The following is a 20686-nucleotide window of genomic DNA, read 5'->3' on the forward strand; positions in this document are numbered from 1 at the left end:
CGTATGCACTCAGATGCTCAGTTTGCTGGTTCTTCATCAGTTCCTGCTCACGTAGAAATGATGGGATTCCTGGGTATCGGTAACAACCCGATGGTAGGTTGTACAGTAGCTTGCGCAGTTGACGTTGCTACTGCTTTGAATAAGTAATCTATACTTAATCAAGATAATAAATCCCTGTAACTCCATGAGTTATGGGGATTTTTATTTTGTCTGTACTTCATGGATAGTAGATAATTACCTATTACTTTTTGCTTGCTTTGCTTCTTATAGATAGTTGTAAATAGATAATTGAATTGAAGCTGAATATCACTTTATTTGAGCTTATTTTTCTAAGGTTAAGAAGTGGCTGATTATGCTTGAATATGGGCTGAGTTTCTAAAGCTACCTATTGGATTTCGGTCTATACAGTAAGATTACTCAAAGAATTTGTTCAGCAGAAATACAAAAGAGAAAATTTATACTTACGTGAACTGAATCTAAATAAAGAGTTGTATGCACTCAGAGACTCAGTTCACTGGTTCTTCATCAATGTTGCTTCCAGTACTGTTTCATGCAGATAGGGAGGAATTGAATCTTTATTGATTGAAATCAGTCAGACCAAGACAAAAATAACACTTCCTTCTTCTATAACAATAACTTTTCCCATAATTGGTTTCAAACTTTCACTGCATCATAATCTACTGATAGACAATCACTTTTTGGCGAAAGATCATGCTTCACAGGTGAAAGATGAGGTTTCACTGTGTTTCCCCCTCTAGATTGCGTACCTCAGAAAGCAGGGTAATCAGGTCAGAGTCATTCCATGTAAACTTTGGCCATGTAGGATATTGCCATAGATAGATTGGTCTCATTTATAGCATGTCTATGCACGAAGATACTCCATTGGCGGATTGTCCTTAATGTCCAAACCGTGATGTATCAACTCCTTTCACCTCCTGTTTTTTATATCCTCCGAAACGGTATATGAAGTTTAAAGATACGGTACGGGTATAGAATCCTGTATTCATATCCAAATGTTGTCCTTTGAAGCGAACCTTCATATTCGGCATACTGGAATTGAAAATATCACTGCAACGTACCGTAAGTAAACATTTGTCTTTGGCAAAATTCCATTTCATTCCGGCTGTAAGGTTGAATGAACCTGCGAGATTCAGCGTTCCTTGTATGAATGGAGTCTGTATGTTGCCTGTTAATTCAAACGAAAGGTTCTTGCTTATCTTGAAGGTATTGTCAAGTGTACCTACAAACATCCATTTTTTGCGGTCGAAAGGTATGTCAAAGAACCGGTTACATTTCTGCCGTGCCTGCATTCCTGCAAGTGTAAGCCTTGCATCATACCAGTTCCTTATGCTGAATGGTAAAATGAGGTTGGCGCCTGTCATACGCATGTAATTCCAGTTGGTGTTCTTGTATATTAGAGCCAGACGGTCGGTATCCTGATAGGGAGACTGGGCAAAATAGTCGGATGTGTGCGTATAGAACAGACCGAATATATACTTCTGTTTCAGTATATAGGTACCGTTTAGGTTATAATTTGTCATAGGTCGTAAACCGGGTGTTCCTTGAAGCTCTGAATATCCGTTCAGATATGTGACAGACGACTGCATATCCCAATAACTTGGATATGTCTTGTCTGTTGATAAAGATAACTGAAAGATATGTTTCGGACTTTTCATATATGTCAGTGATGCCTGTGGATAAACTGCCCACTTGTGATAATTCCCGATAGTATAATATTCTCCGGTTGCAGAAACCGAGAATGAAGTTCCGCTCGCCCAATTCCTGCTCAACGAGAAATAAAAACTGGTTGTCTGCTCATCTAACCAGGCTTCTGTATTTTCAGGTTTTATATTGCCTGTCACATTGTCGTACGTCTGAAAATCAAAATCTTTTGCATAGCGGTAGGAAAGGCCGTAGCCTATGCTCCAGTTATTTGCCAGATTATGTTTCTGGTCTGCAAAAACAGAGTAACGGTTGATACGCTGGCCGCCAGTCAGGGTATATGTGTTTTCAGTATTGTCAACAAGCCGTGTAAACATTATCTGATTGTTATCCGATGTATAACGGGTATAATCACCGCCCACTTCCAGACCGAAACCGGAGCTATACTGCACGGCTATGTTATACATTTTCTTATCCGTAAACTTATCAAGATTGGACTGCTGGAAACTACCGTCAGCTATGCTACGGTTATGTTCGGCGGGAGTAAAGCTTCCCGTATAGGCAACATTCAGGTGATTCTTTTCAGTGATGTTGTATTCCAGAGCCGTTCTTACATTATGCATCCAGCTTTTGGAACTCAGTTTCTCATTCTGGGTTATTTCATAAACTTTATCACTCAATATGTGCCTGGATAATAGGTTTGTATATTCTAACGTTTTGATATTGTCGGCTCCATACATTACATCCAAAGTTACTTTTGGGGTGGATAGACGGAAATTACCGTTTGCACCGCCGCTGCTGAAATATTTATTCTGATAATAAGTACTCAATTCTCCTTGAAATGAATAGTCATTCGAACGTTTCATTACCACATTGATAACAGCTCCGCGCACATGAAGTTCAGGAGGGGCACTGTACATGACTTCCGCTTTTTCTACACGCTCCACCGGCGTATTGCGCAGTAATGTTTCCAATTGCTCTGCTGCCATAGTTGTAGGCTTGCCGTTCATTACAATTGTAAGTGAACTTGATCCGGCAAGAGAAAGCGCGCCGTTGTTCTCCTGCACTCCCGGAAGTTTGGTTATAGCTTCGTATGCATTGTTTACAGCCTGTTTCTGCGAAAGCACTGAAAGGTTATAGCCGAGCCATCCGTTTTCTACTTTTACCAACGGTTTTTCTCCTTTTATTACCACTCCTTCCAGATTATAGTCTTTCGGCTCTAATACAATGATACCGGCATCACTAGACTGGCCCTTAACCAGTCTAGTCTGATAGAGCAGATGTTGAACTATGAGCTGGTAACTTTCCGGTTCCGGTTCTAGTATGAATGTACCGTCAGCCGTAGATATGGTTACCCCCAGATAGGTTGAATCCGGCAGCTGCATGACAACCGTAGCACCTTCTATCGGTTGCTGTTTTGTATCTACTATTTTTCCCTTTGTCTGACTCCAAACAACATTGGAATAACCTAAAATAAATATTGTACCTATTACACCTTTAAAATCCATTACAATAAATATTTTACATATCTACAACAGGTTTACGATGCTTTACATTTTGCTATTACCGTCTTTCAGTTTACCTATTTATATTTTTCCTTTGTCATAATTCCTTTTCCTGCCTCTTCCTGAGAATCCGCTTCTTTATAGAAAATCCAATGATGTATTACATTCCCTTCATAGAATGAAGTATATGCCTGCTGAAAATTCCATCCTTTTTCAGACATATAGTTCGCGGCATCTACCATACTATTAAAATCTATTTCCTTACCATTTTCATCTACCATTTTCTGCTGACTTTTCAAACCGTTCCATATAGAATATACAGGACTTTCACCAAAATCAAAAACAATCTTCAGACCTGCCGATAAAGTCTTGTTGGTTCCTTTAATCTCACAAAAATATTTTCTTGCATTCAATTGAATAGGAATGAAAAACAAAAGTCCGATACATAAAATCATTAATCGTTTCATAATCTAAATTCTCATTATTTGTAACATAAGTTATTAAAATGACGGAAACCAATTTATCAAAACTATGATCTACCGCACTATATAAGGCAAAAAAATGATTTTTGAATATATTATCGTATTTATTTATTCCTCACATCATCAAAATGCTTCGATGATGCAAACTTCTTGGGAAGTTTTTCAAAAAGTCTCTGAAATGTTTCTTTGTTTAATCGATGTCTGTTTATGTATAAGAAATAAGCCCCCACAAGATTATCAATATTACGTTCTATACTTTGAATATTGAGAATGGAGTCTTCTTTTATGAGTTCATTCATTTTTAAAGTTATTGAATCCTTCTGTTCTTGAGTCAAAGTAGAATCCTTCAAACATAGATTATCAAGATGTCCCAACACATGACTGATTGAATCCATTTTAAAACCTTCTATACGGAACAAATCATTATATGGAGAACCATACATATCGAACATGTCGTTTTGGCTATCTCTTATATATAACACTTCAGAATCTTGTGTAAAAACCATAGCTACACTTGGTACATTGCCCACAGCAGGAACTATAACTTTAGGCAAAAAATCTTCTTCTGCAGCTTTAGGCAGTTTGAATGTAAATTTGCCATTCATAACTACAGCTGAATCAAGATATGTATTATCAAGATATTCAGTTATATATATATAATCACCATCTTTTACACCAGTAGTTGTACCATGAATTATACATTGCTGTTCTGTACATGACACTAAAAAAGAGAACAACGTTAGTATTCCAAGTAAATGTTTTGTTTTCATATTACAGTTATTTTTGAATTTTAGACTTTCTCTATTATTTTTGTTTATTACAGCACACTTAGTAAATTTCTCAATATGCTTTTATCTAATACCTTAACATGATAGATATTTTGCAAATATACATGTCCAGAGCGACATAATTCTCAAACTACTTTGAGAGTTGTAAGCAGAATCATATTCCAATTGCATAAAATTGACATTGCTTTTTCTCATAAACTCTGTCAATGATAATGTAGGAAGCGACATATTTTCACTTTTACAAGTATGGCCATAATAGAAGGTTCCTGTTTATATTCCTATTGAAACTTTGATTTTAAATGCAAAGTACGGGATAATAAATAAAAAAGAGGGTGTGTCAAAACTAAAATGACTGCTCTTTAAAGTTACAGATTATAACTATAATATTAAAAGGGGCCGTATCAAACTCTGTATTGAGTAATGATGCGGCCCTTTTTTAGTCTTTAAGGGTACTCAAATTTCAAATTATAAGTTCATTTTTTCAAAAAATGAATTTTGACACACCCTCTTTCTCTTTAAATGTTAAAAAATATGGCTACTTCCTCAATTTTCGGCGTATATGGCTGACAGTTTCAGGAGTAACCCCCAAGAATGAAGCAATGTTTTTCAAAGGAACAGCTTCTTTCAGTTTGGAACGACGCTCGCAGTATAACAATTATTTTCATTAGTGTCTACTAAAAATTAGTGAATAAAGATAGTACTTGATGGTTTAATGAGAAATAAATTAATTTGTATCCATATTCAACCGCGACATTTCCGTCTCAGCTGCACTCTTATTATTCATCTTCTTTTCCGTGCGGAAGCGATAAGTAACCGTGAAACCAACTTTTCGGGTTTCCTCCTTTCCGACACTGTACATAATAATATCATTCAGACGGGCTGAAGCACGCGTATTGTTCTTATTGAAAATGTCGTAAGCATCCAGTGAAAGTTGAAGCTTGTCTTTCAGGAACGATTTCTTCAAACTCAGGTTGAAGGAGGTGTAACTCTTCGATTCGTATAACTGATAATATCCTCTGGAACCATAATTAAAATCAGCAGACAACAGAAATCCGGATGGAAGCGTGAAACTGTTGTTGAAGTTCAGCATCACCAGCGGGCGTCCGGCTTTTAGAATACTCTCGTTCGGCCCCGGATAATTGAAGAAGGTCTTCATGCAGGTCAGCGTAAGCGAAGGCATCCACCACTTCACAGGATATTGCACGTTTACCATACCCGTCAGATTATGCATTCTATCAAAATTATCCATGCTGTTTACTGTCACTGCCGAGTTTCCCTGCATACTATAAAATGCCCATATTAAGGGATAATGTATATTGTTATAATTTAAGTTTACAAGTAGGAACTTGTAAAACAGCATATAGTTCAAGTCATGGGTTATTGCCTGTTTCAGATATAGATTTCCTTTCCGATAAGTGAAGCGGTCAGTATAGACGGCATTGTCATTCATCTCTCCAAAAGGAGGTCGTTCTGTATGAATGGAGTAACTGAACGACTGCTGTAGGGTCTGTGTATTATAACTGAGCGAAACAGAAGGTAGGAAATTATGATAGTTCTGATTCTGACGCTTTCCGGTATAAGTTTCCTTTAAGTCACTGAGAAGATATTCATAACGGACCCCGGTACCTATCGAAAGATTTTTCCAGGAAAAATCGTATGCCAAGAAAAGCGAATTCTTCAGTTCCATATTTTTTGTTCTTCCATTATTTAGGGCGCGAACATTTTCAATGTAGTTCGTTCCGCTTGTGTGGCTGAAATCATAACCGAAACTGATGGTTCCCGCTTTCTCGGTATCATACGAAAGGCGGAGCTTGGCAGCGAACAAGTCCCACACAGCTTTATTATAATAATTCAATGATGTTTCTGAACGGTCACTTTCCCATTCACAGATATAGCCGTCGCCTTGGTCCGTTTTACGGATATAGTCACCGTAGGTATTTATTTTCCAACCATTTTCCCAGTCGTTCACGTAATACAGATTGAGGTGGTGGCTGATTGATTTTCCGGATACGTCCCTGTGGTTCTTCATGAACGTAGAGGTTCCCCGGTCCGGTATCATAGAAAGGGTGTCATCAGAAAAGGTACTGTTTTGACTATGCTTTCCAACATACTTCAGTCCGATTTCGGATTCAGGTGAAAAATGAAAGGAAACTCCTCCCATATAGGTATGGCTTTTGTCAAAAATCTGTTTTGCGCTCAGTTGGGTCAGGTTCCAGACAGTGTCACTTTGTGTCTGCTGGTAAACGTCAAGCGCTGAATTGTTTTTTCCCCGGTTGTAATTGTAGGAGAAAAAGAAATCCCAGTTCTTGTAATTGTAACTGCCATTTATGAGATAGTTCTGTTTGAAATGGTTTCCCTGCTGCAGATTGCCCTTTACATTGAAAGCAAATCCATCCCCCAACCGTTTGGTCTTTATTTCTATGACGGCACGCTGCTCTGAATTGTATCGTATGCTCGGATTCATAATCAGTTTGACGGAACGAATCTCATCGACAGAGAGATTATCCAGTTCGGTCTGGTCCATCACTTCCCTGCCATTGATGTAATAGACAGGGCTCCCTTTTCCTATCACTTCAATGGAGTTTCCTCTTTGCTGTATACCCGGAATCTTGCAGAGCAGGTCGTTCAGATTAGTTTGTTTAGCAAGAATGGTATTCTCCACATCAGCCAACAGCCCGTCAAGGTCCAGTTTGAATGGCTTCCGATACGCAGTGACTTCCACCTCTTTCAGCGTAGTCTGTGAGGCTTCCATCCGAACCATCGGCAACGTACAATCGGTATTGACCTGCATCTTCTTATACAATGTCTTATAACCCAGATAAGAATAACGGATAATATAATTTCCCTCGGCAAGCGATGTGCTGTATATCCCGCAAGAATCGGATACTGCTCCGCTAACAAGGGTACTGTCCACCTGATTTAAAAAGGCCACATTTACCATTGGCATTACCACATCCTCTGGGTCCATGATTTTTCCTTTGACAGCATACTGGCCGTAAGCCGGCAGCAAAATTAGGCTGGCTATTAAAGCTAAAAATAGTTTTTTCATTAGTCAAGTTTATACAATAATCTCAGTCAAAAACTGTAGTACAAAATACATTATTTTCCGAAGCGTGAAGAATCCACTTCTTTCTTCTCCCTGCTGATGCTACCGCCAAAGCGGTAAACAAATTTCACTGAAAGGGTACGGCTGTACTGCCCCATATTCAAGTCTATGTGCTGTCCTGCATAGCGGTTTCTCACCTTCATACGCATGGTATCAAACAAGTCAGAACACGTCAGGCTTAGAGTTGCTTTATTCTTCAGGAAGTTCCACTGTGCTCCCACATTGACCGTAAAGACCGGCTTTGTATCACTGATACCGGAAATCATGCTTGAGCGATACGTTGCATCCAGATCAAAGCCCACATTGGAACCTACTGAAAAATGATTCTGCATGGCAAGCATACAGGCCCATTTATTCCGGTCGAAGGGAATATCCCAGAAGTTGTCACAGCGGTTACGGTCATTCATAACCACAGCGTTTACCTGAGAGGAAAGCCAGTCTCCTATGTTGAACGGAATGTTGGCACTCATACCGAAAGACTGGTAATAGTTCCAGTTCTGCGTGCGGTACACAAGTGCCAGACGGTCTTTCGCCTGATACATGTCCATCGTGAAATAATCGTTGGTACGCTCGTAGAACAACGATAACATGTACTTCTGCAGGAAGAGATAATTGGCATTTACACTGTACACATTGGCAGGCCGGAGTCCCTCGATGGTCTGAAGCTCTTCGTAGGCATTCATGTAGGTGATACTGGTCTGCATGTCCCAATAAGTGGGATAGTCCTTTTCCGACGAAATGCCAAGCATGAACGTATGCTTTTCCGACGGCGAATAGCTCAGACTGGCCTGCGGATAGACTGCCCATTTGTGATAGTTTCCGATGGTGTAATACTCACTGGTTGCTGACAGGGAAAGGGAGAGGCCGTTCTCAAGCTCCTTTTCGAAGCCGGCATAAAAGTTGGTAATCTGCTCATAAAGGCGCGAAGAGGAATTATCCACGTCCCCCTTTCCCTCCGCCTGGTTGAACAGCTGGCTGTTCTTGTTATCGGTATAGTCATAGCGGACACCGTACTTCAATATCCAGTCATTGGCAAGACCATGGCTCTGGTCGGCATATACCGAAAATTTACGGATTTTCTGGTCCGAAGTATAGTCTAGCAGCTGTCGTGAATTGTCTGTCAGTTCACTTTCCAGATGGTTATTGTCATTCATGGTATAGTCCGTATAATCCATCCCAAAATCCAGTCCGAAGCCGGAAGAATAGCGGGCAAAGACATTGTGCAGACGGCTGTCCTGCAACTTGTCATTGTGGCTGTTCTGGAAGTTCCCGTTTACATCAATCGCTCCTTTGCCATTGTTCGACAAGGCACCGTTGTAGCCCACACTCAACTTATTATCCTCATTTATCTGATAGCCATATTCAGCATAGATGTTATGTCTCCAGCCCTTTGTATTGATTTTCTGTGTCTGTGTGATGTCATATATCTTCCCGTCATAATTATGCAGGGAAGCCAGGTCCATCACGGTCATGATATGTGAATAGCCCGGGTTATAAGAAACATTCAGCGACGACTTACCTTTCGTCAGCAGGAAGTTTACATTACCGCTGTAACTGCTGAAATACTGGTTGCTGTAGCTGGCAGACAGCTCACTCTGGATGGTATTGTCTGCTGCCTTTGCCGTTACGATATTAATGGCAGCCCCGCGCACATGATATTCGGGAGGTGTATTATACATCACTTCGGCGGTCTGTACCTGCGAAGCGGAAGTATTCTTCAGCATCTCAATCAGCTGCTCCTGTGTCAGTGTGCTTGCTTTTCCGTTCAGGATAACTGTTACGTCCTTTGCTCCCACCAGTGAGAGTTTACCGTTCCTGTCCTGCACACCCGGCAACTTACAGATAGCCTCGTAGGCATTGTTTACGATATGCTTTTCTGAAATTGCTGAAATATTATAATTCAATTTTCCCTGTTCCACAGTTACAAACGGACGTTCTCCCTTGATTACCACTTCTTCCAGATTATAGTCTTTCGATTCCAAAGTAATGATACCGATATCACGAGCCTGTCCCTTAATTTGCCTGGTATGATAAAGCAGATGCTGGATGATGAGCTGATAATTCTCCGCCTCCGGTTCAAGCGTGAATGTACCGTCGGCCGCAGATATGGTCGCCCCCAGATAGGTAGAATCCGGCAACTGCATGACGATGGTAGCACCATCCACTGGTTGCCTGTTGTTATCTAATATTTTCCCTGTTGTCTGCCCCCAAATAACAGCAGGACAATATAAAGTAAATATTGCACTTATAATATACCTGATATTCATTGTATCTTTATATTCTATTATCAATTATTTTAATTGCTTTCAAATTTAAATGTCCTAAGCGGAAGAATCAGTTCCTTTAATTCCGAGGTTTAGACTTTATCATTTCAGCCTATTTCACATCTTACGAATGTTCTCAATATGCTTTTATCTAAGACCATAAATATATTCGATAAAAAAGCCCCCAGCAGTGATCTCGTTGGAGGCTTATCGTGTTAATAAATTCTTTTAAGTTCCAATGTTGACTGATTTTGAGGATTTATATATTCTGGATTACATTTAAGTAACATTTTGTTATCTGTTAACTCAATTAAAACCCATGGGACATTATCACCTAGAATAGTGGAGCCATCGAAATAAATGTATTTTCCATCTATATTGTATGTAAAGTTGTCTGTTATATGATATTGTGGATCTTGTGGATATACGCATGATACCTTCCCCTTCTTCTTTGTTTCAAAATTTAGACCTATTTCACCATTATAGATAGGATCTGTTATATTACCTTTCCAGACTGTTTGGCTTAATGATTCTGGTGTAAATTCAAACTGCTGCATTTTATCATCTTCCTTATCACAACTAATAAGGGTAAATGTAGAGAGGAATAACATCAGTATTCCAAATAAATTCTTTGTTCTCATAAAATCTTTATTTAATATTTAAGTTATTTGTTCCCTTTTCTATTGATATATTGTTTACTTACAACCTCTTGACTTACCAGTTTTCCATCTTGAAAAGTAAAAGCTGTTACTAAAGTATACCATTCTTGGTCGTAAAGGCTTTCCTGATATAGCAGTCGTTCAACAGGACGATTATATCTGTCTGTTATCATTTCCTTTGCGTATGGTTCACCAAAAAGCTTCTGGAATTCATTCTTACTCATACCTATCTCAATCTTTTCAGAAATATATTTGCTGCTTTGTACACCTAATAAAGAAGCACAACTAACCAGCAGAATACAGAAAGCTAAAAGAATAGTTATTTTTAATTTCATATTGAATCTAAATTGTGTAAACATACATTTTTGCAAATGTACATACCTAAATCGACACAACTCTCAAACTAATTTGAGAGTAGCAAACAGAATCATATTGCAATTGCATAAAATTGACATTGCTTTTTCTCATAAACTTTGTCAATGATAATGTAGGAAGCGACATATTTTCACTTTTACAGGTATGGCCATAATAGAAGGTTCCTATTTATATTCCTATTGAAATTTTGATTTTGAATACAAAATACGGGATAATAAATAAAAAAGGCCTTGAAATATTTCAAGACCTTTTTCTATAAATGTTAAAAAATACGGTTACTTCCTCAAATTCCGGCGTATATGACTGACAGTTTCAGGAGTAACCCCCAAGAATGAAGCAATGTTTTTCAAAGGTACTGCTTCTTTTAGATTGGGACAACGCTCCATCAGTCTTTTGTATCGAATTTCAGGACTGCAATACGAATCGAGCAGTCTTTCATATACCATTTCATACAGATTTTCGGCTACGCATCTTCCAAACCGTTGGGTTTCCATATTCGTTTCCCAATATTCAATCATATCATGGTGTGATATTTCATAAACGGAGCAATCAGTTATTGCTTGAATGCTTACTAAGGACAAGCTGCCTTTCATAAATGAGGAATAGTCACATACATATTCATTTGTAAACGAATACCCTACAATGTGTTCTTCTCCCTCTTCGTCAATATGGGTATATTGAAAGGTTCCATCTTCTACCCATCCCGCAAAACGCTTTTTTTCATGCTGACGGATAAAAAAATCTCCTTTACGATAAGTACGCACTTTCCCTTTCCTTTCACATAAATCTTTAATTAAAGAATAGTCTAAGTTATTGAGGTATGTATTGAACTCGTTCATCTGATAAAATCATTTGTTCTCAAAAGTAATTTCCTTACGGATACAGCTGAGATAAGTTGGTGTAACATTCAGAAAAGAGGCAATTTCCTTAATCGATATGTTTTGAAGAATATCAGGACATCTTTTCAATAAATCGATATAGCGTTCCTTGGGTGAAAAACGGTGCATATCCAAATATCGTTTATAAACGTCATGGAACAGTAAATCTGAGAGTTGCTGATGAAGCTCTCTATCCTCATCGAATACTTTATTAAGTACTTCACAATTACATACCAGAACCTCCGCATTTGTTGAAGCAACAAGACTGGTCATACATGGTGTTTTGTAAGTGGTACTTAAATAGTCACCGACAAATTCTCCTGGCAGCGCTAAACCGGTTATATGTTCGTTTTCCTTTAAGTCAGTTACGACATATTTAAAATATCCTTCTTTCACGATTCCCATATATCGTATAACATCTCCCTGTTGCACAAAGTATTCTCCTTTTTTGTAATGACATAGTTTACCGTTTTTAGCACAAATCTCATGCCAAAATTCCATGTCTAATTTGTCTACAAAAGAATTAAAATTGGCCATTTCTACAATGTAATTATCAACATTAACAACGATTGATAAAGCTATAATTTGAATCCAATAGAAACTGCTGAACCTGTTATACCAATATAACATATTCAAATTTAGTTATATCCATAGCTCCCAGCGTATTGATTCTGACTGAGTAACGAGCAAAACTACCATACCGCATCATCACCTAATCAGATACCATCACTACGCCAGCACATACACCCGATGCGTCCCCATCCCGCTGATTCCGATACCCGAACCTTCGGTCTCGTACCAGCGGCGAAGTTCCTTTCCGGCCGTTGTGCGGCTCAGGCCCGTCAGGGAAGCATAGGTACCCACCGTCAGCACGGGATGCTCTTCCAGGTAGCGTTTGGCCAGGGCGAGGCGTTCCTGCGGAGTGTAACGTGAACGGCAGAGCGCCGACTTCCCGCCTGCTTCACGTTCCAGTTTACAGGCCAGGTCCGTCTCCTGCACCAGTTGCCGGTCTGCCCGGAAACGCACATCCCCTACCCGGATACTTGCCGCATTGCGTTTCGTGCCGCTCCCGTCGGGTTCCTCACGCTCCTTTCCCTCCTTGATGGCCAGTGCCGGAGTAAACAGACCGATACCGTTTATCCGCACCGACCGTCCCTGAGCCATTGTCCGGGCCATCCCGTGCCCCAGAAGCTCGATGACACCTTTCACTTCGGCCCGGCTGAAGCTGGTATGAGCCGATATGTATTCCGCCAGTTCGTCCGTACCGCAACTGTCACGGATAACCATCCGCGGATAAAGCAAGGTATCGCCTTCGTTGTTGAGGTCCTTCACCTCCTGCATAATGTATTTCGCAACCATAATCAGAAATTAAATATCAGTTAAACAATTCAAGTTTCGCAAGCTCAACTTGCAGGTAACAAGGGGACAAGGTAACAAGTTGACAAGGTTCTTATTATATTCAAGTAACAAGTGGACCAGCAGACATAGCGTTGTACATTCGAACGGAAAAAGTTTACCAAATCTGACTATATCCAACTATTGATGTTACGACAACGAACCCAAGAACCAACGCACATTTATTCCGGCCTTAGTTTTGAGGTGAATAGCGGAAAACCGGATTCAGGCGAAAAGAAGCGCAGGCTGTCTGAGCGAAGCGAGTTCCTGCGCTTCCGCCGGAAAACGGTTTGTAGCCGCCTCAAAACGGAAGCCGGCGGTTTTTCTTTTTGTTACCTTTTTCTTTTTGGCGTCAAAAAGAAAAAGTAAATATCCTTGCAAAGAAAATCCCTCCTTCCCCGACAGATTCTATAAACCCCGACGGCGTTTTTATAAACCTCGTCGACGTTTATGTAAATCCCGACGTCGTTTACATAAACCCCGACGGAATCTATAGATTCTATCTACACAAAGATAACTTCCCCACCCAGGGATCTCCAAGTTTTTCACGGCACAATTTCATGTTTTATGCCGCAAAACATGAAGCATCTATCCGCATCGCATGAAGAAACGGCCCCTATGCCTATTTTTCCAGGCCCATAAGAAGGATTATTCCCGATTTATTGTTAAATTTGTCTGACTTCAAGCATGAAATCCTTGATACATATAACCTATAAACCCTATTCACTATGATGAAAAAATCGACTATGCTCCCCTTGTTGGCAGCCGCCGTTTCCTTGTTCCTGACCGGATGCGAAGGGAAACTGGTAGAGCAGGTGGACCTGATTCCGCAAGCCCAGTCTGTCACCATCAAGAACGGTTCCTTCTCTTTGGCGGATTTACGCACCATGCAGGCTCCGGCCGAATGGACTGAAAACGCCCAGACATTTGCCGGACTCCTGCAGAAATCGGCCGGCATTTCACTCACCGTCAGCGACATCGACGCGCCCCTCTCGCTGGTCAAGAACGACCAGCTGACCGATGAAGCCTACACCCTCAACATTGAGAGCGGACGCATCACCCTGCAGGCCAAGGACGCACAGGGAATCAGCCATGCGCTGGCAACCCTCCATCAGCTTATCCTGACCGCCAAAGACAACAAACTGCCCGTACTGAACATCCAGGACAAGCCACGTTTCGGCTACCGCGGACTGATGCTGGACTGTAGCCGTCATTTCTGGACGGTGGACGAACTGAAGGAAACCCTTTCACAGATGTCCTTCTTCAAGCTGAACACCCTGCAGATGCACCTGACGGACAACAATGCCTGGCGTCTGGCCATGGACAAGTATCCGGAACTGACCGAGAAAGGTACCTTCTATCCGGACTTTCCGGACATGTCAGGCAAGTACTACACCACGGACGACCTGAAGGAACTGGTAAGATATGCCCGGTCGCTCGGTATTGAAATCATTCCGGAAGTCGACCTGCCGGGACACAGCACCGCCTTGCTGGCAGCCATGCCGCAACTCTCCTGCAAGGGAGGTTCCTTCGAAGCCTATCCGGAAGAACTTCCGTTCAGCCAGCGGAAACGCGGTAACGAGAACATGATCTGTATCGGAAATCCGGAGTCCATCCGTTTCGCACAGGAAGTGGTGGATGCTCTCATCCAGATATTCCCCTCGCCATACATCCACCTGGGAGGCGACGAGGTTCCGACCAACATCTGGGAAAAATGTCCGAAGTGTCAGGCTCTCTACAAGAAAGAAGGCATGAAGGAACCGGGCGAGATACAGGACTATTTCACCCGCAAGATGAGTGAATACATCCGCTCGAAAGGCAAGACCATGGTGGGATGGGACGAAATCAACGACCGCCATGCCGCTACTCCCGAAGACATGCTGACCGTATGGCGTGACGACGGTCTGAAAGCGCAGAAGGCTGCTCTGGAACGGGGCATTCCGGTGGTGATGTGTCCGCAGCACGGATGCTACCTCGACTGGGGGTATGCTGGAAACTCTACCCGCAAGGTCTATGAATGGGATCCGATAACCGACCAGGTGAGTCCGGAACAGGCTTCACTCGTGAAAGGCGGACAGGGAGCGTTATGGACGGAACGTGTGGCTACGCAGGACCGTGTGGAATGGATGCTGTACCCGCGTCTGGCCGCCTTGTCTGAAGTGTTCTGGTGCGAACCTTCTTCCCGCAACTGGGACGACTTCTATCGCCGCATCACGGCCTTCTATCCGGTGATGAAACAAATCGGTATCAATTTCTACGAGGACGACGCTCTGAACGAAAAGGAATTTGCTCCGACACAGGAGAAACCGATGCTGATACGTCCGGCCAGCATCGATACCAACATCCCGCTGAACCCGCCTTATCATCCGGAATATGCCTTCGACGGAAAGACCAACTCCTTCTTCTGGGGAGGCAGCACCATCAATCCGACGCATTACTTCACGGTGATTCTGACGGAACCGACCGATGTGAACTCCATCGAAGTCATTACAGGTGACTCGAAGGATTACATCACCAAGGCTGACCTGCTGATCAGTGCAGACGGCAACGAGTTCCAGAAAGTCGGCACCTTCGACGAACTGGGACAAGCCAAAGCCGACATCGGCAGCAAGCCGGTGAAAGCGGTCAAGATTCAGGTGACGGGCAACCATACCTGCTGGCCGATCATCAAGGAAATCATTCTGAAATGACAAGACACCTCAGCCTGCCTCTTCACCGAGAGGTGGGCTGATTCATGTTTTTATTTTTTATCCAAATAGAAAAAACAATGGATATAAGTCAAAACTATATAGAAGCAGTAAAAACCATCAAGGAAGCCATTTTACGTAGCCAGTACCGTGCCGCCGCATCAATAAATAAAGAACAGCTCTCCTTGTATTATGGTATTGGGAGGTATGTTTCGGAAAACTCCCGTAAAGGCTTTTGGGGTAAAAGTGCCATAGAGCAGATTTCTTCGATGCTGCAAAAGGAACTTCCGGGGTTGAAAGGATTTTCAGCGACCAGCATAAGAAATATGCGCATATTTTATGAAGAATGGAACAAGGTTTTAAATCATCAGCCAGCGGCGGATGATTTGATACTGAATGAAAAGTTATTGTTGATGACCACTCATCAGCCAGTGGCGGATGAATTTGACTGGGCAGATTTCCTGTCAATTGGTTTCAGCCATCATACGGAAATTATAGCCAAAGCTAAAGATTTGAATGAGAGATTGTTCTATATTCATGAATGTGCCATCCGGTATTGGAGCAAGTATACTTTAAGGGATTATCTGAAAGCTGACCTATATCACCATCAAGGAACATTGCCTAATAATTTCACCCAAGCACTACCCGATACGAAACAGGCAATCAAAGCTATTCGTTCTTTCAAAGATGAGTACTTATTAGATTTTATCAATATAGAAGAACTGGATGAACAGGAAGAAGACATAAATGAACGTGTCATAGAAAAAGCTATTGTTGCCAACGTAAAGAAGTTCATTATGACCTTTGGACAGGATTTCAGTTTTATAGGTAATCAATACCGTATTGAAGTAGCTGGAGAGGAAATGTTTATTGATTTATTGTTCTTCAACCGGGAACTTAATTCTTTAGTAGCTGTTGAATTAAAGTCCGGGAAATTCCGCAGCTCTTATTTAGGACAACTGAACACATACCTTTCTGCATTGGATTCATACGTAAGGAAACCACACGAAAATCCCTCTATCGGAATCATCCTCTGTCGAGAAATGAATCAAACCTTCGTCGAGTTTGCAGTACGCGATTACAATAAGCCAATGGGAGTCGCTACTTATCGGGCTTCTGAAGAAATGCCGGAACGACTTCGCAAGGCATTACCGGATATTGATGAATTGAAAAAGTTATTATAGTCCCCAATAAATCATTACCTTTGTATAAATCGTGAAGAACTTATCACCCAAAAATCTGTAACCATAGTCAACAGAATCCATTTATCATAAAATACAATCAATATGCAACAGAAACTGAAAGTAGGCATCCTCGGAGCCGGACACATCGCTCAGAAGATGGCTACCACCCTGATGGGCATGAAAGAAGCGGAACTGTACGCGGTAGCCGCCAGAGAACTATCCAGATCGGAACAGTTCGCCGATGAATTCCACGCACAAAAAGCCTACGGAAACTATGAGGCCCTGGCCGATGACCCGGACATCGACCTGATTTATATCGCGACTCCCCATTCACACCACTTCGGACCGGCCCGGATGTGCCTGTTCAAAGGGAAACCGGTATTGTGCGAGAAAGCATTCACCGCCAATGCCCGTGAAGCCGAAGAACTGATACGAATAGCGCAGGAAAAACAAGTATTCCTGGCCGAAGCTATCTGGACACGCTACATGCCTTTCTCCCGGACCATCCGCGAACTGACAGAAAGCGGCATCATCGGAAAACCTATGATGCTGACGGCCAGCCTGGGTTATCCCATCGCCCACAAAGAACGGATTGTGCGTCTGGAACTGTGCGGCGGAGCCTTGTATGATTTGGGTGTATACCCCATCAACTTCGCCCTCATGACATTCGGAAACGACCTCGAAAAAATTACCTCTACGTGTATGAAAAACGAGGCAGGAGTAGACATGCAGAACAGCATCACCTTCACCTATCGGGACGGACGTATGGCCGTCATGCAGACTACCGCCTTCTGTGCTTCCGACCGCCAGGGAATCATCTCCGGCGACAAAGGCTACCTTGTCATCGACAACATCAACAATCCGCAACAGGCCGTAGTCTATAACACCGACCATCAGGAGACAGGCCGCTATACCTGTCCGCCTCAGATTACCGGATTCGAATATCAGGTGCTGGAAGCTGCCGAAGCCATCCGCCAGGGAGCCATTGAACCAGCCTCTATGCCTCACGCCGAGACACTACGGGTAATGCGGATGCTGGACAGCCTCCGTCAGGAATGGGGTATCCGCTTCCCGATGGACGAATAAGTCCGTACCGGCATGACCGCTACGGCTCACCATACATAGTACATCCGCAACAGCCCGGCTGCATAATTACCGTTACTGTTGCGGATGAGATGGATGGCCGGCTGCACAGTCACACGGGAAGTACATGCCCATCTGCAGGTTACTTCTCCGGCCCATTCATGCGCGGTCGTGTAATCGGCGTAATCAAGGAAAAAGCCGAAAGACACCTTGTCACATTTTACCACTCCGCCGGCTCCCGCATAACTTCTGCATCCTCCCTCCACAGACGGCCTGACCGAGCACTGCAACAACGCATACCCACGTTTACATACCCGTTGCTCCACACAAGCCCAAAGCACACAAGTCATTCTTTTCTGCTGCGGCGACGTGCCCGCTTCTTCAACTCCCGTTTCATCACCGACACACATGCCACGATGTATGCCAGCACCCATAGAATATTCGCTATCATTTTTCCGATAATTTACAGATGAAAGTCCCAGAACACCGTCAGCATCCGGAGAAAAACGAAATACATTGCTCTTACCTGCCAAAGCCTGATGGCCGGTTCCGTTATAAACGGACACCTCCATGGTCCAATCTTTATAATTCAGCTTATAATCCAATCCCAGTGCGGACTTCGGATAGTTGGCCAACGGATAATTGGCAGAAAGTGTGGGATAAATGCCACAAGAACTGTTGGTAAAGAACGATGAGCAAGGCGAGGTAAAGTAATCTTCATTGACATTCCTTACTCCCAAGAACAACGATGAACGGCTTGTCCTGTATTCCAGTCCCAGTACCGCCGGGGCAAACGGCAGGTTCCTTTCTTCGATATTCGAGAACCCCTGCATGTCATCCACCAAAGCATCCTGACGGGTTTCTGCTATGCTGATGGAGGAAAAGCTGAAACGGAAGTTCCTGCCCAAAGGACACGAATAATCAAGACGCAACAGATTCACCCACTTCCCTTCCTTCCTGAAATTCGTCTGTACCTCCGTCGTATAGGTCAAGTCGAGTTCGCTACCCGTCACTTTTCTCCCATACATCAGGCATATAACCAGGCAATAAAACCGGATGCTCAATTTCTTCTTCATTTCTCCCCTCCTTTCCTTTCGCTTATGCGTATTTCTCTTTCACGCCGCAAAAGTATACACACCGTGCGCAAGAAGCGTTTAGAAAGAAATTAGAATGACATTAGAATTCCATTAGAACCACAAACGACAATCCGGACAGACAAGTCTGATGACACTCGTCTGCCCGGATTGTCGTTATACGGTTATCTCTGCGGGAGAAACCGCTTTATTTCAAGCTATTATCCCGGCCGATGATTACTCGGCTGTAGTTGCCGATGCCGGTTTTTCAATTCCTTCTTCCGTAGCCCGTTCTTCCATCCGTTTGATTCTCAAGTCCAAATCAGGATGGGTAGAGAACAACTGGTTCAGCTTGCTGGTTCCCTGTGCACCGCTTTCTTCCTGCAGTTTCTTCAGTTTCTGGAAAGACAGAGCCATCGACCAGGGATTCTTGCCGGCCTTCTTCAAGAATTCATAGCCGTAATCGTCGGCATCGCATTCCTGTTTCTGGGAATAGCGGGCATTGACCAGCGCTTCGGTCAAATCGCCGATTTGAGAGTCCGTCAAGGCAGCAGCCTTTCCACCCTGCGAAGAAATACCGTCCTTCAGAGCCGAAGTCAACAGGGCTGTACGGAATCCTTTCTTGGAATCCCGATGGGCCACATGACCGATTTCATGACCGATAACCCCGAGCAGTTCCTCGTCGGTCATGATGTCCATCAGCGATGAAAAGACACGTACACTTCCGTCGGCACAGGCGAAAGCATTCACATCAATCACATAGTACACCTTAAAATTCAATGGAATACCGTCGGCATCGGTCAACCCTTCGGTAAGTTTCTTCAAACGGATGGTGTATTCATTGTCATCGGCACATACCTGATTATGCTTGTCCATCCAGTCGATGTACTCCGCTACATATTCGGTCATCTGTTCATCGGTCAAGGTAGCCGCGCTCACGACTTTGGTAGCGCCACTGATCGCTTTCTTCAGATTAAACTGTGCCATGGACGGAACTGTCACGACTGCACACACTAACAACAAGATTACTTTGATAAAATTACTGTTCTTCATAAAATAGAGTATTTAAGTATAGTTGTTCATTCGTTCTTCGTCGCTTTCCGGTAACAGATTCCACCGTATGTACATAATACCCCGAAAACAACCAAGGTACCAAAAAGGATAGATTCTGAAACCGGAAGGCGGATTGCTTCGGGACGATTCCGGTCATACCATACGGTCAATTCATCGCCCACCTCCCTGAACGGACAATGGCTTTTCTTGTACACATGCATTTCACCGTATTTCGGTGTGGAATAACTGACCAGCATCGTGCTTTCATACCTGATTTTCCGATGACGGTAAACCCGCTTTCGGTCGTACTTCTTGACCACACCGGTCGTGCTTTCACAGTCTTTGGAAGCCATATAGAGCGAACCGAGTCCTGCCACCCCTCCCAAGAACAAGCATACCCCGACAACAAGCAGAAGTATCGCTATCAGTTGAGAATGTATTGTCTTCATAAGGTTGTCTAGTTTGACACAAAGATAGCATTATATTCCGAAT

18 protein-coding genes and 1 pseudogene are annotated in these 20686 nt (G+C 42.8%); 4 read left to right on the forward strand and 15 right to left on the reverse strand.

Translation table 11 applies throughout. The annotated features are described in order from the left end of the window. Positions 1–147 (forward strand): GGGtGRT protein (locus C510_RS17140; protein ID WP_018711321.1); only part of this gene is annotated, 147 nt, incomplete at its 5' end. Between the two features lie 590 nt (positions 148–737). Here the strand turns inward: C510_RS17140 and C510_RS17930 are convergent. From C510_RS17930 to C510_RS0110670, 12 genes and pseudogenes are all read right to left on the reverse strand, one after another. Continuing rightward, a complete protein-coding gene (locus tag C510_RS17930) occupies positions 738–851 on the reverse strand; it encodes a DUF4172 domain-containing protein (protein ID WP_081621839.1) in 114 nt (37 codons plus the stop codon). 45 nt (positions 852–896) lie between these two features. Continuing rightward, the gene (locus tag C510_RS0110625; protein WP_018711322.1) at positions 897–3170 is read right to left on the reverse strand and encodes an outer membrane beta-barrel family protein; all 2274 of its coding nucleotides are present in this window, start codon (positions 3168–3170) and stop codon (positions 897–899) included. Between the two features lie 74 nt (positions 3171–3244). Beyond that, positions 3245–3634: a hypothetical protein gene (locus tag C510_RS0110630; protein WP_025892691.1), complete on the reverse strand. Its 390-nt coding sequence runs from the start codon at positions 3632–3634 to the stop codon at positions 3245–3247. Between the two features lie 119 nt (positions 3635–3753). After that, the gene (locus tag C510_RS0110635; RefSeq protein WP_018711324.1) at positions 3754–4419 is read right to left on the reverse strand and encodes a DUF4369 domain-containing protein; all 666 of its coding nucleotides are present in this window, start codon (positions 4417–4419) and stop codon (positions 3754–3756) included. A 553-nt stretch (positions 4420–4972) separates the two neighbouring features. After that, positions 4973–5077 (reverse strand): annotated as a pseudogene (locus C510_RS17780) (Crp/Fnr family transcriptional regulator); the annotation flags it as partial. An 84-nt stretch (positions 5078–5161) separates the two neighbouring features. After that, positions 5162–7486 (reverse strand): outer membrane beta-barrel family protein, encoded by a 2325-nt coding sequence (locus C510_RS0110640; protein ID WP_025892692.1) that lies wholly within the window; start codon positions 7484–7486, stop codon positions 5162–5164. Positions 7487–7536: 50 nt separating this feature from the next. Continuing rightward, positions 7537–9708: an outer membrane beta-barrel protein gene (locus C510_RS0110645; protein ID WP_018711326.1), complete on the reverse strand. Its 2172-nt coding sequence runs from the start codon at positions 9706–9708 to the stop codon at positions 7537–7539. 314 nt (positions 9709–10022) lie between these two features. Continuing rightward, positions 10023–10448, reverse strand: coding sequence for a BSAP-5i family immunity protein (locus C510_RS17620; protein WP_018711327.1), 426 nt, complete (start codon positions 10446–10448; stop codon positions 10023–10025). A 23-nt stretch (positions 10449–10471) separates the two neighbouring features. Further along, the gene (locus C510_RS0110655) at positions 10472–10801 is read right to left on the reverse strand and encodes a hypothetical protein (RefSeq protein WP_040366235.1); all 330 of its coding nucleotides are present in this window, start codon (positions 10799–10801) and stop codon (positions 10472–10474) included. Positions 10802–11116: 315 nt separating this feature from the next. Next, on the reverse strand, positions 11117–11680 hold the full coding sequence (locus tag C510_RS0110660) for a Crp/Fnr family transcriptional regulator (protein ID WP_018711329.1): 564 nt from the start codon (positions 11678–11680) through the stop codon (positions 11117–11119). Between the two features lie 9 nt (positions 11681–11689). Then, the gene (locus C510_RS0110665) at positions 11690–12349 is read right to left on the reverse strand and encodes a Crp/Fnr family transcriptional regulator (protein ID WP_244870473.1); all 660 of its coding nucleotides are present in this window, start codon (positions 12347–12349) and stop codon (positions 11690–11692) included. Between the two features lie 99 nt (positions 12350–12448). Next, positions 12449–13078 (reverse strand): HU family DNA-binding protein, encoded by a 630-nt coding sequence (locus tag C510_RS0110670; RefSeq protein WP_018711331.1) that lies wholly within the window; start codon positions 13076–13078, stop codon positions 12449–12451. Positions 13079–13842: 764 nt separating this feature from the next. On the opposite strand from C510_RS0110670, the gene C510_RS0110680 reads away from it, so the two are divergent. From C510_RS0110680 to C510_RS0110690, 3 genes are all read left to right on the forward strand, one after another. After that, positions 13843–15804 carry a glycoside hydrolase family 20 protein gene (locus C510_RS0110680; protein WP_025892700.1) on the forward strand — a complete coding sequence of 654 codons (1962 nt, stop codon included), beginning with the start codon at positions 13843–13845 and terminating at the stop codon, positions 15802–15804. Between the two features lie 77 nt (positions 15805–15881). Further along, positions 15882–16985 (forward strand): PDDEXK nuclease domain-containing protein, encoded by a 1104-nt coding sequence (locus C510_RS0110685; protein WP_018711334.1) that lies wholly within the window; start codon positions 15882–15884, stop codon positions 16983–16985. Between the two features lie 102 nt (positions 16986–17087). Then, positions 17088–18071, forward strand: coding sequence for a Gfo/Idh/MocA family protein (locus C510_RS0110690; RefSeq protein WP_018711335.1), 984 nt, complete (start codon positions 17088–17090; stop codon positions 18069–18071). Between the two features lie 26 nt (positions 18072–18097). On the opposite strand, the gene C510_RS0110695 is transcribed toward C510_RS0110690, so the two are convergent. From C510_RS0110695 to C510_RS0110705, 3 genes are all read right to left on the reverse strand, one after another. Then, positions 18098–19144: a hypothetical protein gene (locus tag C510_RS0110695; protein WP_018711336.1), complete on the reverse strand. Its 1047-nt coding sequence runs from the start codon at positions 19142–19144 to the stop codon at positions 18098–18100. A 234-nt stretch (positions 19145–19378) separates the two neighbouring features. Next, positions 19379–20194, reverse strand: coding sequence for a M48 family metallopeptidase (locus C510_RS0110700; protein WP_018711337.1), 816 nt, complete (start codon positions 20192–20194; stop codon positions 19379–19381). A 26-nt stretch (positions 20195–20220) separates the two neighbouring features. Next, complete coding sequence (locus C510_RS0110705) at positions 20221–20643, reverse strand: DUF3592 domain-containing protein (RefSeq protein WP_018711338.1); 423 nt, start codon at positions 20641–20643, stop codon at positions 20221–20223. Positions 20644–20686 lie beyond the last annotated feature (43 nt).

The sequence above is a fragment of the Phocaeicola barnesiae DSM 18169 = JCM 13652 genome (assembly GCF_000374585.1).
Taxonomy (GTDB): Bacteria; Bacteroidota; Bacteroidia; order Bacteroidales; family Bacteroidaceae; genus Phocaeicola; species Phocaeicola barnesiae.

Excerpts from the sequence above, each read along its gene's own strand:
- C510_RS0110655 (WP_040366235.1), bottom strand. The coding sequence starts at position 10,801 with ATGAAATTAAAAATAACTATTCTTTTAGCTTTCTGTATTCTGCTGGTT.
- C510_RS0110670 (WP_018711331.1), bottom strand. The coding sequence starts at position 13,078 with ATGGTTGCGAAATACATTATGCAGGAGGTGAAGGACCTCAACAACGAA.
- C510_RS0110705 (WP_018711338.1), bottom strand. The coding sequence starts at position 20,643 with ATGAAGACAATACATTCTCAACTGATAGCGATACTTCTGCTTGTTGTC.
- C510_RS0110680 (WP_025892700.1), top strand. The coding sequence starts at position 13,843 with ATGATGAAAAAATCGACTATGCTCCCCTTGTTGGCAGCCGCCGTTTCC.
- C510_RS0110660 (WP_018711329.1), bottom strand. The coding sequence starts at position 11,680 with ATGAACGAGTTCAATACATACCTCAATAACTTAGACTATTCTTTAATT.
- C510_RS0110640 (WP_025892692.1), bottom strand. The coding sequence starts at position 7,486 with ATGAAAAAACTATTTTTAGCTTTAATAGCCAGCCTAATTTTGCTGCCG.
- C510_RS0110700 (WP_018711337.1), bottom strand. The coding sequence starts at position 20,194 with ATGAAGAACAGTAATTTTATCAAAGTAATCTTGTTGTTAGTGTGTGCA.
- C510_RS0110690 (WP_018711335.1), top strand. The coding sequence starts at position 17,088 with ATGCAACAGAAACTGAAAGTAGGCATCCTCGGAGCCGGACACATCGCT.
- C510_RS0110665 (WP_244870473.1), bottom strand. The coding sequence starts at position 12,349 with ATGTTATATTGGTATAACAGGTTCAGCAGTTTCTATTGGATTCAAATT.
- C510_RS0110630 (WP_025892691.1), bottom strand. The coding sequence starts at position 3,634 with ATGAAACGATTAATGATTTTATGTATCGGACTTTTGTTTTTCATTCCT.
- C510_RS17620 (WP_018711327.1), bottom strand. The coding sequence starts at position 10,448 with ATGAGAACAAAGAATTTATTTGGAATACTGATGTTATTCCTCTCTACA.
- C510_RS0110625 (WP_018711322.1), bottom strand. The coding sequence starts at position 3,170 with ATGGATTTTAAAGGTGTAATAGGTACAATATTTATTTTAGGTTATTCC.
- C510_RS17930 (WP_081621839.1), bottom strand. The coding sequence starts at position 851 with ATGAGACCAATCTATCTATGGCAATATCCTACATGGCCAAAGTTTACA.
- C510_RS0110695 (WP_018711336.1), bottom strand. The coding sequence starts at position 19,144 with ATGAAGAAGAAATTGAGCATCCGGTTTTATTGCCTGGTTATATGCCTG.
- C510_RS0110635 (WP_018711324.1), bottom strand. The coding sequence starts at position 4,419 with ATGAAAACAAAACATTTACTTGGAATACTAACGTTGTTCTCTTTTTTA.
- C510_RS0110685 (WP_018711334.1), top strand. The coding sequence starts at position 15,882 with ATGGATATAAGTCAAAACTATATAGAAGCAGTAAAAACCATCAAGGAA.